This is a genomic window from Xenorhabdus lircayensis, from assembly GCF_016306625.1.
Taxonomy (GTDB): Bacteria; Pseudomonadota; Gammaproteobacteria; order Enterobacterales; family Enterobacteriaceae; genus Xenorhabdus; species Xenorhabdus lircayensis.
The window spans coordinates 23,287-40,323 of record NZ_JACOII010000049.1; the positions used below are offsets into that span (position 1 = coordinate 23,287).

Sequence of the window (17,037 nt, forward strand, 5' to 3'; positions counted from 1 at the left end):
TTATTCTTCTCCAATAGATAATTATCTCTACTATTAACATGTTAAAACTTAGCCAGTAATTTAGTTGGCTATGGCAGTTGAAAATAACTTGTTTTACTAATGTTTATAATAAATTTATATATGGAGTGTAAAATGATTAAGATAACATTACTACTTTTTTCAGGGCGAGAAAATTATACATGGAATAATGATTCTGATAGTCATAAAATCGATACGTTATTGAAGCTCTTTCAGGTAGGTATAAAGGGGCTAAACATGTCGGAACATACCGGGAAACTTGGGTTTTCTGGATTTCTTGTCGAATTTACCGATGATACAGAGATAATCGCGAATAGTAAGGGTCTGCCTAAGTCCTTTTATATATGTGATGGGCGGGCGCTAAACCTGGCACTAAGTCAACAGCTTGGTCTCGAATTAATTAAATACTTTAATCTAGGATCTGAATTTGAAAATAAAATAATAGAGGAAATATATAATGTTGAGAAAGAACTGTATGATCCTTCTAATAATGTTGTTCAATATGAAGAACAGTATATAGAAAAAAAGAACATAGAAAAAGGAGATAAGGAGTTACACGATGTAACAAGTAGTGAAATTTTTGATACAGAAATTATTAGTACATTTTCTGGGTTGTCATATCCTATACAGGCAGGTTTGTTTAAGAAAAATTTCTGGAATACGCCTGAAAGGATAGAAGTTAATAACTGTTATGCTTATGCGTGTAATTATGCATCTGGAACTTTTCCTCAACCTGGTAGATATAGTAATAAACCGCACGAAAAAAATATACAGTCTATTATAGATGGAGCAATTGCAGATGGATTAGTTCCGCTAGACAATTATAAAGATAAAGAGCATTCTCCAAATTATGTTGTTGCTCTTTACGCTGAACCTCCCTATCCCGATGTTTTTATTAACGGGCTTTTTTGGGATTACCATTGGTATAGATTAGTTTTAGGTTCTGGTGAGAGGCACAGGCGTATTTGGGGACATAAACTTGGCCAAATGAAAGCCAGAAAAAGAGATAATAAAGGAAAAATTATACGTGATCCTTGCTATTTCGATCGTGGAATATATACTGAATTTGGCGGTTATTTTATAGTAAACAATGAAGTTAAGATAAAATAAGAATCTAAAATGAGCTTAGTGTATTAAACTGACCCGAATCTTTTGTGTCTAGCGGGTTCGGGTTTTCTTTATCTTAGGTATCATTATACTGATGTTTATATTGGTGGGTATCCCGCGAGAAGAAAATTTTCTAATATGTTAAGGTTATATACCTCTCTGGCCTAGCTTCTAAGTTTAGACTCATTCAAATAAAAAACTAATCTTTACCAATAATTACTTTATCGACTTTATAGTGGCTTCTTCTTGAATAATATCCGTAATTTTACATCGGCGTTCTCTATCAGAAGTATTAGATTACTTAGCAGTTGGTCAGGAGCAACTGGATTTTCGCAAGAGTTTTCTCGTTTCACAGAGCAGCCTGTAAAAGCAGCTACAGATCCAGTATATATGTATTGGTTTCTAAATGGCTCACATGTTTTTATTGAGAAAGAGAGAGAATCTAATATAGATCGTCAGGAACGAAATTTTAAATTGTATGAACCACGTCAACGGAGTCTTCCAGCACCAAATTGGTTTAAACTTTATTGACGATATTGCTTGAATAAATTAAATATAATAAATAAAACAGTCTACTGAAATAGACTGTTTTATGTTGCGTATCCACAGGGACATTTGCGTGAATTTTATATGATATTTCACATTAATAACCAAGAAGCTATATTAGAATAACTGATGCTATAAAAATGGTTTAATAAAGTGTTTTTAATATTATCAGAGAGTAACATTACATGGTAATTAAAAATAATAATGACATAAATATATCAGGATTTAATATAAACTTAAAGATAAATAATGGCGGTAATTTCTGTTATTTATATAATGAATATTGAGGTAACAATTGCATGTTTCTTGAATAATTTTGTTCTATATTAGAGTGACTATATTTTTACCATGATGAAAACTCGTTTCATTCTGTTAATATATATATGATATTGGGCGAGGTTTAATATGCATAAAAACACAGTGGTTTGTAATAGTGATATTGAAATTCAATCAGTTATATTTACAGTTGAGGGCTATGTTTCTGTATTAGATGTAGCAACTCCTGATAATGATAGTATATCTGTCAATATAGTACATGCTGGTGGAGATACCGTGCTTTTTGAAGCTCGATTGGCGTATAAACTAACTGAAAGTCCTGGGTATCAATTACTCACGGTTTTAGAGATGGCTTTCATATATAAAAAACTAGTGAGGTTGACGGGGTATACAAGTGGAGTTTACGAGTATATAGAGACTGTAAAGATATCTAAATAATAATGTAAGGATCTTTAACTGGTGTTTTTTGTTATAATTTGACATGTTTTTACTATGACGAAACTAATTTTGTTTCATCTTATTAAAAAAGATATGATATTGGATGAGGTTAAAAATGCAAAAAAATACAACAGATCCCAATAATGATATTGAAATTCAACAAAAATCCCCTTCAGTCTCTGGGTATGTTGATTTTATTCATGTAGCATCTCCTGTTTCAAATAATATATCTGTTCAAATATCTGAAGATGGTAAAATAACGCTTAAGGATGGTCGATTAACTAATGGGATAGGTGCGAGTCCTGGTGATAAATTGTTAATGGTTTTACAGTTGGCACTAATACATAAAATACGAGTAAATATAACGATGCATATACATGAAGGAACAAATTATATAGATCATATAGCATTAATCCGAGAGAAAAGATAATAATAATATCTAATTAATAATCCCCCTAACGTTGAAGTCACGGGGGATTATCTTGTTAGAATTGACAAACAAGAGCTGCATCAAGACAGTTTTGTTGGAAATTATCCCAAAAACCTGGAGGATGGCTCTCAATATCGCTCTCCAACAGCATTGGTTTGTGCCATTCAAATTGTTTGAAACCTGCCTTATTGATTGCATTTTTATACTGTTCACGGCTCCAGCGATGCATCGTAAAAGGACTGGGTGGTGTAGTAAGAAATTCAGCCTTCACGAGGGTTGTGTCTTTCAAAGGCTCTTCACTAAGAACATTTATGCAATAATTCTCGTAGTTCCCTTTTTCTAATCGATAATCAGGTTCAAATGTATAAGCTATTAGTTTACCGGAAGGCTTAAGATGACCTGCAATTACACGAAACATAGTTTCAAGATCTTCAATTGATTCTGCATGGCAGAATAACCAGGCCGCAACTATGAGATCAAATTTCCCAAATGATTCCATCTTGCAGACATCTCTTACATGAAATTCTATATCATCACAGCATTGTTGCGATTTGTTTTTGGCAAGCTCTATCATTCTATCTGATATATCGACACCAATAACTTTTGAAGCACCGTGGTTTTTGAATTCCCGACTAAATAGACCATATCCACATGCTAAATCTAACACTGATTTTCCTTGTATATCTCCTGCTAGATTAAAGATGGTTCGGATTTCTATATTGATTTGGGCAGCGGAGTCTGAAAAACTTTCGTAAAGATGTGCAATAGGATTATATAAGATATTATCTTTCATTATTCTTTGTCCTTAATTAAAGTCAAGATGTTTTATTTGTCTATAGGATATATTATTTAGTATTAGTGTAAAGTTTGCTGATTGTTTTTTCTTTGTTGTATATTAAGATATCAGTAATAAATTAGATATAATTATTTTTATATTGGTTATATTTTTTGGATAAATGTAAAAATAAAAATAGAAAAAATTATTTTTAAAAGTAATTAATTTATTGATAATAATATTGAGCACGTTTTGTTTTTTTATCAACCCACACTCGATGGGTTGATATCATAATTACTCTGTTCCTAAAAAGCGATGAATTGCCCTGAGTACAGCTTCAGGTTTTTCTGCGTGAACCCAATGCCCACAACCTGCGACGACCCATGCTGTCGCTTGTGGAAATTGGTTGATGATGTCCTTCCGATATTCTTCGGTAATGTAATCAGAATTCCCACCACGGATAAACAGTGCTGGCTGTGACCATGCAGGAATGCGCTCCCAGCCGATGATCTTTTCATATTCTTGTTGCAGGACTGACAGATTGAATTTCCATTCTCCTTGTCGGAACGATTTCAGTAAAAACTGAATAACGCCATCTTCCTGAATATCCTGGCGCATAATGTCTGTCGCTGCCTGCCGAGTTTGCGCGCCTGCTGCCGTGACCTTGTTCAGTGCCGCGAAAATGCTGTCGTGTCGGCGAACGGGATAAGCGACAGGAGCCATATCAATCACCACGATTTTCTCAATACGTTCTGGTGCAACTGTCGTCATGGTCATGGCAATTTTGCCGCCCATAGAATGCCCAATAATTATGGCTTTTGGCAAATTAAGCTCATCAAGGAGAGCCAAAACATCCTGTGCCATATCCCGGTAATCCATGTTTTCCATTCGTGGTGAAATACCATGATTACGCACATCGATTTGAATCACAGGATAATGTTGCTGTAAGTCTCGCCCTAATATCCCCAGATTGTTTAAATCCCCAAAAAGCCCATGAATCAAGGCAATGGGAGTTGATGATTGCGGATTTTCCGGTGTGTGAAAATGATAATTTAATTGACTATTTGACTTCATGATTTGCCTGAATTTAATACCATTTATACAATGTTTAATATTGAGATGATTAATATCATGACATGCGAGCAGTGACAAACTCAATGGGAAGAAATGGTTGTAACTGATTGATTTATTTTAGAGGAAAGTCGCTTTTTTTAAGATTACCAATTTTAAAAAGAATCACTTTAAGTTATTGAAAGTTTAATTGTTTTGTTTTGTGGCATTATATCTTATAATCCCAAGATAATTTTTTCATTAAGAACAGTACTGGATAGAAATGAAAACGATAGAAGTTGATGAAGACCTTTACCGCTTTATTGCAAGCCAAACCCTGCATATCGGTGAAAGTGCATCTGATATTTTACGGCGCATATTGAAATTGGACGCCGGGCAGCCAGTACAAATTACACCGCCTGCCAACGATCCTACACCTGTTATTAAAACCCCTGTTGCCCGTTCTCGTGATGCTGTTCGCGTTGTTCGCGAATTATTGCTTTCCGATGAGTACGCCGAAAAGAATAAATCTGTTGAGCGCTTTATGTTAATTCTGTCCACGCTGTATGGCTTGAACAGCGAGAGTTTTTCCAAAACAACAGAAGCGATGCACGGCCGTACCCGTACCTATTTTGCGGGAGATGAACACACACTGCTGGCTAGCGGTAAGCAGACTAAGCCACGTCATATCCCCGGCACACCTTTTTGGGTGATCACCAATACTAATACTGACCGTAAACGTAGCATGATTGAACATGTTATGCAGGATATGAAGTTTCCAGCAAATTTGATTGAAAAAGTGTGTGGCACTATCTAGTTTAGTTAGCTGCTCTAAGTCGCTGAACTTATTTATACTGCACTGGTGGATAAGCCAGTGCAGTCTCTCAGGAGAAATAAAGTGGCAATTCATCCAAGAGCAGGGCAGCTTGCCCAGCAGCATGATTTAATCAATGTTGCCCAGCTCACATCACAGTATTATACCCTACAACCACATCCCGAAAATCCAGCCCATAAGGTCAAGTTTGGCACTTCTGGTCATCGTGGTAGTTCTGGACGCAACAGTTTTAACGAAGCGCATATTCTGGCTATCTCTCAGGCAATTGTGGAAGTGCGTTTCCAGCAGGGAATTACGGGGCCATGTTATGTGGGTAAAGATACCCACGCGCTTTCTGAAGCGGCCTTTATCTCTGTATTGGAGGTGTTAACGGCGAATGGCGTGGATGTGATTATGCAGGAAAATAACGGTTTTACGCCGACTCCTGCTATTTCTCATGCCATCTTATGTTACAACCGTCAGGGAAAAAATCTGGCTGATGGTATTGTGATCACGCCATCCCATAACCCCCCAGAAGACGGCGGCATTAAATATAATCCTCCTAATGGTGGACCAGCCGATACTGATCTGACCACAATCATTGAACGGCGTGCCAACGAATTACTGGTGAATGATCTCAATGGGATCAAGCGACTGCCTTATGAACAGGCATTAAAAAGCGAATACCTGCATCCCCAAGATTTGGTTGATCCTTATGTCACTGTGCTGGGTGATGTTGTGGATATGGTAGCGATCCAGAAAGCAGGGTTAAAAATCGGTATTGATCCATTAGGTGGCTCTGGTATCGCCTATTGGCAGCGGATTGGGGAATACTACAATCTCGATTTGACACTGGTTAATGATAAGATCGATCAGACTTTCCGTTTTATGACACTGGATCATGACGGAGTGATCCGCATGGATTGCTCATCTCGTTGGGCAATGGCGGGTTTGCTGGAGCTGCGTGGTAAATTTGATTTGGCCTTTGCCAATGATCCTGATTATGACCGTCACGGGATTATTACACCGGCAGGTTTGATGAATCCTAACCATTATCTGGCAACGGCAGTGGATTACTTATTCCGTCACCGTCCACAATGGCCTGAAAATGTCGCAGTGGGCAAGACGCTGGTTTCCAGTGCCATGATTGATCGCGTTGTCGCAGATTTGGGCCGTGAGTTAGTCGAAGTTCCCGTTGGCTTTAAATGGTTTGTGGATGGCCTGTATCAAGGTGAATTGGGCTTCGGTGGTGAAGAGAGTGCAGGGGCTTCTTTCTTGCGTTTTGATGGCACGCCGTGGTCAACCGATAAAGATGGTATCATTCTTTGCCTGCTGGCTGCTGAAATGACCGCAATTACCGGAGAGAATCCACAACAGCGTTATGACAAACTGGCTGCACGATTTGGTACGCCAAGCTATAGCCGGATTCAGGCAGCAGCTACTCATCAGCAAAAAGCATTGTTGTCCAAATTATCACCAGAAATGGTCAAGGCCGATATGCTGGCAGGTGATCCGATCACCGCTCGCTTGACAACCGCATCGGGTAACGGTGCTTCCATCGGTGGCTTGAAAGTGATGAGTGATAACGGTTGGTTTGCTGCCCGTCCTTCTGGCACGGAAGAAGCCTATAAAATCTATTGCGAAAGTTTTCTCGGTGCTGAACATCGTGAAAAAATTGAGCAAGAAGCACAGGAAATCGTTAATCAAGTATTTGCAGCGGGTTAATGGGTTTCTATTTCTGACCTGAATAATGAAAGCCGTAGCGGTTGCTATGGCTTTTTCGTTTTTATGTTTTATGGTTGTTATGTGGAGTGTTGGTTCATCCCAAAGCGACCATCAAAGCACCTATGGTAATCAGCGCGACCCCTGCGGCGGCCACCAGAGAAATTTTCTCACCAAATAGGATCACTGCCAGAATTACCGCAAACACCACACTCAGTTTATCAATGGGAGCCACTTGGGAAACATTGCCATGCTTGATCGCCAGAAAATAAAATAACCAAGAGAGTGCACCGGCAATTCCACTTAATAGGATAAACAGCAGCGCCTTGCGATTGGCGAGAATTTCGCTGATGAGATTTAATTTTCCCTGTACAACGACAACGCCTACCAGAAACAATGCCATGATGACAGCGCGGATTGCCGTCGCAGCGTTGGCATCCAAACTTTGCAGCCCAATTTTGCCAAAGATAGCCACCAATGCTGCTGTCAGCGCGGAGAGTAAGGCATAAATCAGCCATGTACTCATATTCAATTAATCCTATTTGTTATATCAAAGAAATAATTCATCCTTTATCCTCCTCCCCATCTTTATGAATAAAAGGATGAGGCGAGATTGCTTAATACAATATTTAATCACTATTTCCATTTCTATTAAAAGCGAAATGATAAACGTTATCTTTCTATTAAAAAAGGTTTGACGATGAAATCTGATTTTTGGAGAAAGGTTTATCTTATTTTATTCAGTGGGATATTTATTTTATTACTCACGGGTTGCACCAAAAACAAAAGTTATTTATTCAAAAATCAGGAGAAATCAGTGGCACATAGTTTTAATCAGACATCAAGTGAACAAATCTATCGTTGTCGTGCTGAAATCTCTAATTCAGAGCACGAAATTTCTCAAGCCTCTGCACACTGGGTTGATAGACAGACACTATTGTGGCCAGTTGGTGCAGACAAACCGATTGTTCGCCTATATTACAACCAAAACAATAAGGTAGAGGACAATGCTCAAGGTCATTTTACCGACAACTATCTGACACTAACACCGACAACTCTGAGTCAGGAGACAGCAAAAAAATTTCCTCATCTGGCAAAATGGGCGGCATTCAGTCTGCCTGAAGATGCGGATATTGATCGACTACTGACCGGGGATTTGGTGGTCTTGGCTGCCAATAAACAAGGCTTATTACTAACGGCGACCCGAGTACAAACTGCTGGTGTGCTAGACGACCGTTTTGCCAATGCTGCTGGAACACTGGAGTATGGCGCGCAAATAAACGATAAGGGAGTGTTTTTTCGCCTCTGGGCACCCACTGCTCAAGAGGTTGATTTAGTTATCTATAACCAAGGTAAACAGATTATCGCTAATCACACAATGCAACGCGATGTAGCGAGCGGCTCTTGGTCTTGGCAAGGTGACAAGGTGTTGATTGGTGCTTACTACCGTTATGCTTTGACGGTGTACCATCCGTATTCTCGCCGTGTAGAACGCTATGAGGTTACTGATCCTTATTCTTATAGTCTGTCCACTAATTCGGAATATAGTCAGGTCGTCAATCTGGATGATGAGGCGTTGAAGCCGCAAAACTGGGATAACCTGCTCATGCCGCATCCGCAAAATACACCAGTGGATATTGCTCGTATGACCATTTATGAAGCGCATATTCGTGATCTCTCCGTTGCAGACAACACCATACCGGAAGCTTGGCGTGGTAAGTATCTGGCTCTTACGGATAATAACAGCAACATGTTCAAACACCTTAAGGCGCTGAGTCAGGCAGGGATGACTCATATGGAATTGTTGCCTGTGTTTGATATCGCTTCTATTAATGAGTTTAGCCATCAGGTGGCTGACCTTGATCACCCTTTTAGTCGCTTATGCCAAATCAACACCACGGTGAAAAATAGCCGTTTCGCTGATTATTGCCATAGTTCATTGACTGTGATAGAAGTCTTGCAGCAATTACAACGTGATGACAGTGTCAAAAATCCGCAAGTGCAAGAGCTAAATACCATGGTGGCAAAAACTGATTCCTATAACTGGGGTTACGATCCGTTGCATTATTCAGTACCAGAAGGTTCTTATGCTACTGATGCCGAAGGTTCGGGTCGCATAAAAGAGTTTCGCTCTATGGTTCAGGCTATCAAACAGCAATTGGATATGAATGTGATCATGGATGTCGCCTATAACCATACCAATGCAGCAGGTCCTACATCTCGAACGTCGGTGTTGGATAAGATTGTGCCTTGGTACTACCACCGTTTGGATGAAATAACGGGTCAGGTTGAAAATAATACCTGTTGTCACGATACCGCGCCGGAACGTCGTATGTTTGCCAAACTTATCGAAGACTCCCTGGTGACTTGGGCTAAAGACTATAAGATCGATGCGTTTCGATTCGATTTAATGGGTTATCACCCCAAAGCTCAAATTTTATCAGCATTGGCAAAAGTGCGTACTATCAATCCATTGATCTACTTTTTCGGTGAGGGTTGGAATTCCGGGCAGGACGACCGATTCGAAATCGCTTCGCAAATGAATCTTAAGGGAACGGGTATTGGTACTTTCTCTGACAGGTTACGGGATGCGGTACGTGGTGGTGGGCCATTTGATTTTGCCAATAGCATTCGCATTAATCAGGGAATCGGTAACGGTGCAGGAACATTACCCAATGAAATTGCCAGGTTAGATGCAAATGAAGTGCGTCATTTGTTAGATCTGGTGCGTCTTGGCATGGCTGGCAATTTGGCTGATTTTGTCATGATCGATAAAGATGGAGCAGTGAAAACAGGCCGAGAAATTGATTATAAGGGTACTGCTGCGGGCTATGCGTCAGAGCCCATTGAAGTACTGAATTATGTATCTAAGCACGATAACCAAACGTTGTGGGATATCATTAGTTACAAGGCTGCACTTCAGGCGGATTTAAAAACAAGAGTTCGTATGCAGGCAATCTCTCTTTCCACAATATTCCTTGGGCAAGGGCTGGCTTTTGACCAGCAAGGGTCAGAGTTATTGCGCTCAAAATCGTTTACCCGTGATTCTTACAATGCAGGTGATTGGTTTAACCGTGTGAGCTATGATTACAAGGGTAATAATTATGATGTAGGAATGCCGGAACACGGTAATGATGGCAAAAATTATCCGTTAATCAACAGCGTGAAAAAGAGGGTAAAAAAACCAGGCCAAAGTGAATTATCACAGATGATGGCCTTTTATCAGGAACTATTGCGTTTACGTCAATTCTCACCATTGATGACTCTCGGCGATGGTGCATCCGTTAAGCAACGTGTCGATTTTGTTAATGTTGGGTCACGTCAGCAAATTGGATTACTGGTCATGACTATTGATGACGGCAACACGACCTCTCGTGATCGTGATTGGCGATTTGATGGTTTGGTGGTGGTCATTAACGCCGCTCCGTGGTCTATCACTGTCAAAGATATTAATGTCAATGGCTTGGAGTTAAATGATATTCAACGTGAATTGGGCAAGGCGTCTTTGGCTGCGGGAGTACAGATAAAGGAAAATGGCGAGGTGATAATGCCAGCGTGGTCGGCAGCAGTATTGGTCTTACCGCAGGAAGGAATTCGTGGTGCGGGTTTACCCGTCCGTCGGAAGTAACTGCCGCCATTTTTGATTTCATGCCTTGAGATGTATCTTGAGGCATGATTTTTACAGCATGTGGTTTAAGGTGGGTAGTTTAAGGTAGATAGTTTAAGGCGGCTCGTTTAAGGCATGAACCGATAACCTACCCCCGTTTCTGTTAGCAAATGCTTAGGACGGGCAGGATCGGTTTCCAGCTTTTGTCGCAGATGCCCCATGTAAATTCTTAGATAATGATTGTGCTCAACGTAATTTGGCCCCCAGACATGATTGAGTAAATAGCGTTGAGTCAGTACCTTGCCACTGTTGGTGAGCAATTCAGTGAGTAGGCGGTACTCAATTGGAGTCAGGTGAAGTTCATTTTGGCCTTTCAAAACCCGCCGGTTGACCAAATCAACTTGGATATCTGAAAAATGAATCACGGGATTAAGTTGATTGGCTTTAGATGAGCGACGTAGGGCAACACGAACTCTGGCGATCAATTCGTTGATGCCAAAAGGTTTGCTCAGATAATCGTCAGCACCAAAATTCAATGCTGTCACTTTATCTTGTTCGCTATCGCGGGCGGAAAGCACAATAATCGGGATATCGCTCCATTGGCGTATATCTTGGATGAGGTCAATGCCATTACCATCGGGCAATCCCAAATCAAGGATCAGTAAATCAGGCTTGCGGGTGGCGGCTTCAATTAAACCTCGTTTTAAGGTATCGCATTCAAAAACCCGCCAGTTTTCACTTTCCAGTGCTAATCGAACAAAACGCCGGATCTCTTTTTCATCTTCGACGATTAAGATCGTACTGTTTTTAGTTGCACTCACATTAGCCGTACTAAAATTAGTTTTACTCACATACCCTCAGGTGCATCTTCAATTTTGGGTGGATCTTCCAACGGTAGAACAAAGTGAAAACTAGCTCCACCTTTTTTATTGTTAGCCGCCCATATCTTTCCACCATGAATTTCAATGATTGATCGGCAGATAGCTAAACCCAGCCCGACGCCGGGTATGGCGGATTCTTTGCTGGCCCGTGAGAATTTATCAAAAATGAGTTGTTCTTGTCCTTGTGGAATTCCTGACCCTGCATCCCAGATTTCGATATGCGCCTGTTTTTGATCAAGTTTTCGCTCAATGGTAGCCTGTATGCCCAAGGGGGTCTGTTCATTAGTATATTTAATCGCATTTTCCAGCAGATTGATAAAAACACGCTCCAGCAAGGCGGCATCACAATGCAGGAATAAATCGGTGGGTAGAGATAGCTCTACGGTGTAACGGTTGAGGGCATATTCTAATGAGCGCAAAGCGCTACCGACAATTTCTTCCAGCGGATACCATTCAAGATTGAGTTGAATACCACCTGATTGGATACGCGCCATATCCAGCAGGTTATTGACCAGCCGGGAAGTGCTGAGAATTTGTTGGCGAATTTGGTTGACTTGTTGGGTATGGGGCGAGTTTTCAGCGGATAAATCTAACATCAGTATTTCTGTCTGCCCAAATAGCACGGTTAACGGAGTACGTAAATCGTGGGATAGAGCCGCCAGCAGTGAGTTCCGCAGTTGTTCCCGCTCGGTTTCCAGTTTGGCGTATTCCGCGCTGCGGGCAAGATGTAAGCGCTCCAGTGCGTTGGCGATAAGTCCTGTGAAGGTTTGTAATAATCGCTGTTGTTCCGGCACCAATAATTGGCGCAGGTTAGGGGATTCGATGGCAAGAACGGCAAATACCTGTGAAGGTGTGGCAATAGGCAATAATTGGTAAGGCACGCCCGGTAATGTATCAGTACCGGCTCCTGCTGGTTGTTTTTTATCGAAACACCATTTGGCGATGGCTTCATCAATTTGCATCTGACCACCGTTATTGGATTTCACCTGATATAAATGATGGTTGCTGTCTGGTAGCAGCAGCCCTGTTTTTGCCTGAAAGCTATTGGATAAAAAGTGATAGCTGATACGGGCTACATCTTCTTCATTCAGGGCTCGGCTCAACTCACGGGTAATTTCATATAGGTGCCGTGTTCGCTGCTCACGATAGCGGGCAACTCTGGCCTGATAGCGTATACCTGCGGTTAGGTTTCCCACGACTGCGCCCACAATCAGCATGACGGTAAAGGTAAGCAGGTATTGCATGTCCTTGACCGCCAATGACCAGTGCGGTTGGACAAAGAAGATGTCGAAACTAATGACATTGACAAAAGCAGCAAAGACCGAAGGCCAGCGGCCATAAAACAAGGCGATAATGACAACACCGAGCAGGTAAAGTGTGACTAGATTGGCTTTATCGAGGTTGAGTAAGAAAGTTCGAGAAAAGAGCGTAATTAAGGCACAGAGCACGATAGCCATTGCGAAGCCTTGAATCGGGATTCGCCATTTTTCATTAAATGTTCGGTTATCTTTTTGCTCTTTATCCCAGCGTTTTTTGTCTTCCAGTGCAACAATGATCAAATCCAGATCAGGGCCGAGTTTTCCCAGCCGCTCAGAGAAGTCGGGACGCCATTTATAGCTAAGCCATTTATAACTCATCCATTTATAACTAAAGAGTGTCGAGTATGAGCTGTAATAGCGACCCGTAAGGATTTTGCCCAGATTATGCTCTCTTGCGTAGAGCAGGATCGCTTTTTCTTCATGAGAGTCGGAAAGTGTTGCGGTCACCGCTCCCAGATCTTGTGCGAGCTTCAGGGCTTTCAAAATAGTACGTCGTTTGCCTTCTGGTAGCCGGTGTAGCTTAGGGGTTTCAACATAAACGGCATGCCAGATACAATCTAGCTTCGCTGCCAAGCGAGCTGCTTTCCGAACCAGTTTTTCATTGCCCGCGTTATAGCCGATACACAACAGTAAATTGTCCCGTGTATGCCATACGGGTTCTTTGCCCCGCGTGTCACGAAAAGCACGCATCTGATCATCTACGCGATCTGCCGTACGACGCAATGCCAATTCACGCAGAGCGATCAGGTTTCCTTTGCGGAAGAAATGTTCAATGGCACGCTCGGCCTGACCTGAAATATAAACTTTGCCATCATTGAGTCGCTGACGTAGATCGTCAGGGGGAAGATCAACCAAAACAACATCATCGGCCTGATCAAATATATGATCGGGAATGGTTTCGCGAACGCGAATACCGGTAATACCGCCGACAATGTCGTTCAGGCTTTCCAGATGTTGCACGTTGATGGTGGTCAGTACATCTATGCCGGCTTCCAATAATTCATCTACATCCTGCCAGCGTTTGGGATGGCGACAACCTTGAGGATTACTGAATGCCAACTCATCCATCAGAATAATGGCAGGATGGCGGGCGATAGCGGCATCAATATCAAAGGCCGCAATCCTGCGTTCATGATAGCGGAGGTGCTTTGGCGGCAATTGTGGCAACCCCTTCAGTAGGGCTGCGGTTTCTTGCCGCTCATGAGTTTCAACGACGCCGACAATGATATCCAAACCTTGAGCCAGCAGCCGTTGGGCTTCTTGCAGCATGGCATAGGTTTTGCCGACACCTGCACAAGCACCGAAAAATATCTTGAGCTTACCGCGTGGTTTTTCGTTTGCCAGTGTCAGTAAGTCATCTGGATCGGGACGTTGTGGTTCATTTTGATCCATATTTTATTTGTCCTTGAGGTTTAAGTTATCCAGCGCCAGATTAAGTTCCAGTACATTTACCACGGGTTCACCCATATATTCCAGTAGGGGGTATTTAATGTGTTTCTGAATTAATTGATTAATGATCCCAAGTGGCAAGTGACGGGCTATGGCCACACGTTGTGCCTGAAATTCGGCCGCTTCAGGGGAGATATGGGGATCGAGCCCGCTACCTGATGCCATCACTAAATCAACAGGAATCTGACGGTTTTCGGGATGATTAAATAAACGTACTTGGATAATGTTTTGGTTAATTTTGCTGATTAAAGCCGGATTGGTTGCAGAGAGATTGCTGCCTCCAGATGACAGTGTGTTATAAGGTTTTTCAGCCGTCATGGAAGGGCGCCCATGAAAATAGGTGACTTTGGTAAAATTCTGACCGATTAATTCAGAGCCAACCCGTCTGCCACTTTGCTCAATTAACGATCCTTGAGCTTGATGGGGAAATAAGACTTCTGATAATCCCGTCACCAGAAGCGGGTAGGCAATACCCGTGATTAGGCTAAGAAATGCCAGCAGGACAATGGAAGAACGTAACCAGATCATTTTCATCCCCTTATTTGAAAGCCAAAGCAGTCAGTAAAATGTCAATGAGCTTGATGCCTGCAAAGGGAACGAGCAGGCCGCCAAGGCCATATATCCATAAATTTCGACGCAAGAGCGACAACGCGTTCATCGGGCGGTAGCTGACGCCTTTCAGGGCCAGCGGAAGCAGAAAGATGATGATTATCGCATTGAAAATAACCGCAGACAGTACCGCAGATTCCGGAGAATGAAGATGCATGATGTTCAAGGCATTAAGTTGTGGGTACGTGACTGCAAAGGCGGCGGGAATGATGGCGAAATATTTGGCGATATCATTGGCAATGCTGAATGTGGTCAAAGAGCCACGAGTCATCAACATCTGTTTGCCAATATGCACGACTTCAATCAGTTTGGTGGGATTAGAATCCAAATCCACCATATTGCCTGCCTCTTTTGCTGCCTGTGTACCTGAATTCATAGCAACGGCAACATCTGCTTGTGCCAATGCTGGCGCATCATTTGTACCATCACCCGTCATCGCGACCAGGCGACTTTCAGACTGGTATTGGCGGATCAGGGCCAGTTTCGCTTCGGGTGTGGCTTCCGCCAGAAAATCATCAACTCCTGCTTCGGCTGCAATGGCGGCGGCAGTCAGGTGATTGTCTCCTGTGATCATCACGGTCTTGATCCCCATTTTGCGCATTTCACTGAAACGCTCTTTGATTCCACCTTTTACAATATCTTTCAAGGCGACAACGCCCAAGACTCGCTGGTTCTCAGCAACAACCAATGGTGTTCCTCCTTTGTGTGCGACTTGCTGTACTAACAGGTCAATGGCATCGGGAAAATGGCTGTGGTTGGCCTCAATGTAACGACGGATGGCATCGACAGCGCCTTTGCGGATCATACGATTGCCAATATTGACGCCGCTCATGCGTGTCATCGCGGAGAAGGGAACAAAGGTCGCGTTTAATGCTCGAAGATCGCGTTCGCGCATATTAAAACGTTGCTTTGCCAGGATCACGATGCTGCGTCCTTCCGGTGTTTCATCAGCAAGAGAAGAAAGTTGGGCCGCATCGGCTAATTCCCGTTCCGTTACGCCGGGCGCGGGTAAAAACTGAGAGGCTTGACGATTGCCCAGCGTGATCGTGCCCGTTTTATCCAGTAGCAGGACGTCTACATCGCCAGCGGCTTCAATAGCGCGTCCGCTTGTGGCAATGACGTTGGCTCCTAACATGCGGCTCATGCCTGCAACACCAATGGCTGAAAGTAACCCACCAATGGTGGTGGGAATAAGGCAAACCAGCAGGGCAACCAGTACGGTGAGTGTAATGGGGGTGCCGGATTGATTGGTTTGAACACTGAACAAGGAAAAAGGCAGCAGGCTTACACAGACCAGCAGAAAAATAATGGTCAGCGCAGTGAGCAAAATGGTGAGGGCAATTTCGTTGGGGGTTTTGCGTCGTTTAGCCCCTTCAACCATTGAAATCATTCTATCCAGAAAGGTTTCTCCCGGATTGACAGTACACTCGACGATCAGCCAATCCGATAAAACCCGCGTGCCACCAGTAACAGAGGAAAAATCGCCCCCAGATTCACGGATAACGGGTGCGGACTCTCCCGTAATGGCACTTTCATCAACGGAGGCTCCCCCCTTCAGAACTTCACCATCACAGGGAATGATTTCTCCCGCCTCTACCAGCACAATATCGCCTTTGCGCAAAGTGTCAGAGGTCACTTTTTCCTTTGTGGCTTCACGGCTGGATGAAGCCAGTTTAGTAGCCCAGCTAGTTATTTTCACGCCTTTCAGACTGGATGCTTGAGCTTTGCTACGCCCTTCGGCTAATGCTTCTGCAAAGTTGGCAAACAGCACGGTAAACCATAACCAGAGTGCAATTGCGCCAGTAAATAATGCGTTACCAGTTAATTGTCCCACCAATATGCCGATCCATAAGGCGGTCGTCAGGCAGCTTCCCAGATAGACAACAAACATGACGGGATTACGCCATTGGCGAGCTGGGTGGCATTTTTTTAACGAATCGATAAGTGCATGGCGAATTAAAGTGGGTTCAAATAATACTTGTTGTTTGTTTTTCAT

13 protein-coding genes are annotated in these 17,037 nt (G+C 42.6%); 6 read left to right on the top strand and 7 right to left on the bottom strand.

The window, feature by feature from the left end:
- The first annotated feature begins 132 nt into the window (after positions 1-132).
- The 3 genes from H8A87_RS14325 (at position 133) to H8A87_RS14335 (ending at position 2,815) form a co-directional block, all read left to right on the top strand.
- The gene (locus H8A87_RS14325) at positions 133-1,128 is read left to right on the top strand and encodes a hypothetical protein (protein ID WP_198690626.1); all 996 of its coding nucleotides are present in this window, start codon (positions 133-135) and stop codon (positions 1,126-1,128) included.
- Between the two features lie 948 nt (positions 1,129-2,076).
- Positions 2,077-2,385, top strand: coding sequence for a hypothetical protein (locus H8A87_RS14330; RefSeq protein WP_198690627.1), 309 nt, complete (start codon positions 2,077-2,079; stop codon positions 2,383-2,385).
- 115 nt (positions 2,386-2,500) lie between these two features.
- On the top strand, positions 2,501-2,815 hold the full coding sequence (locus tag H8A87_RS14335) for a hypothetical protein (RefSeq protein WP_198690628.1): 315 nt from the start codon (positions 2,501-2,503) through the stop codon (positions 2,813-2,815).
- A gap of 55 nt (positions 2,816-2,870) precedes the next feature.
- Here H8A87_RS14335 and H8A87_RS14340 read toward each other — a convergent pair whose 3' ends face one another.
- A complete protein-coding gene (locus H8A87_RS14340) occupies positions 2,871-3,608 on the bottom strand; it encodes a class I SAM-dependent DNA methyltransferase (protein WP_198690629.1) in 738 nt (245 codons plus the stop codon).
- 276 nt (positions 3,609-3,884) lie between these two features.
- Complete coding sequence (ybfF, locus tag H8A87_RS14345; protein WP_198690630.1) at positions 3,885-4,664, bottom strand: esterase; 780 nt, start codon at positions 4,662-4,664, stop codon at positions 3,885-3,887.
- Positions 4,665-4,923: 259 nt separating this feature from the next.
- Between ybfF and seqA the strand changes: the two genes are divergently transcribed.
- Together seqA and pgm are read left to right on the top strand one after the other, a co-directional pair.
- Positions 4,924-5,457: a replication initiation negative regulator SeqA gene (gene seqA / locus H8A87_RS14350; protein ID WP_198690631.1), complete on the top strand. Its 534-nt coding sequence runs from the start codon at positions 4,924-4,926 to the stop codon at positions 5,455-5,457.
- Positions 5,458-5,538: 81 nt separating this feature from the next.
- Positions 5,539-7,179 (top strand): phosphoglucomutase (alpha-D-glucose-1,6-bisphosphate-dependent), encoded by a 1,641-nt coding sequence (pgm, locus tag H8A87_RS14355; protein WP_198690632.1) that lies wholly within the window; start codon positions 5,539-5,541, stop codon positions 7,177-7,179.
- A gap of 94 nt (positions 7,180-7,273) precedes the next feature.
- On the opposite strand, the gene H8A87_RS14360 is transcribed toward pgm, so the two are convergent.
- Positions 7,274-7,702 carry an EamA family transporter gene (locus H8A87_RS14360; protein WP_198690633.1) on the bottom strand — a complete coding sequence of 143 codons (429 nt, stop codon included), beginning with the start codon at positions 7,700-7,702 and terminating at the stop codon, positions 7,274-7,276.
- A 291-nt stretch (positions 7,703-7,993) separates the two neighbouring features.
- On the opposite strand from H8A87_RS14360, the gene pulA reads away from it, so the two are divergent.
- The gene (gene pulA / locus H8A87_RS14365; protein WP_408646929.1) at positions 7,994-10,804 is read left to right on the top strand and encodes a pullulanase-type alpha-1,6-glucosidase; all 2,811 of its coding nucleotides are present in this window, start codon (positions 7,994-7,996) and stop codon (positions 10,802-10,804) included.
- A gap of 107 nt (positions 10,805-10,911) precedes the next feature.
- On the opposite strand, the gene kdpE is transcribed toward pulA, so the two are convergent.
- Genes kdpE through kdpB form a run of 4 tightly spaced genes read right to left on the bottom strand, consistent with a single transcriptional unit; the run spans position 10,912 to position 17,037 of the window.
- Positions 10,912-11,604 (bottom strand): two-component system response regulator KdpE, encoded by a 693-nt coding sequence (gene kdpE / locus H8A87_RS14370; protein WP_198690665.1) that lies wholly within the window; start codon positions 11,602-11,604, stop codon positions 10,912-10,914.
- Between the two features lie 26 nt (positions 11,605-11,630).
- A complete protein-coding gene (gene kdpD, locus H8A87_RS14375; protein WP_198690635.1) occupies positions 11,631-14,375 on the bottom strand; it encodes a two-component system sensor histidine kinase KdpD in 2,745 nt (914 codons plus the stop codon).
- A gap of 3 nt (positions 14,376-14,378) precedes the next feature.
- Positions 14,379-14,960: a potassium-transporting ATPase subunit KdpC gene (gene kdpC, locus H8A87_RS14380; RefSeq protein ID WP_198690636.1), complete on the bottom strand. Its 582-nt coding sequence runs from the start codon at positions 14,958-14,960 to the stop codon at positions 14,379-14,381.
- 10 nt (positions 14,961-14,970) lie between these two features.
- On the bottom strand, positions 14,971-17,037 hold the full coding sequence (gene kdpB / locus H8A87_RS14385) for a potassium-transporting ATPase subunit KdpB (RefSeq protein WP_198690637.1): 2,067 nt from the start codon (positions 17,035-17,037) through the stop codon (positions 14,971-14,973).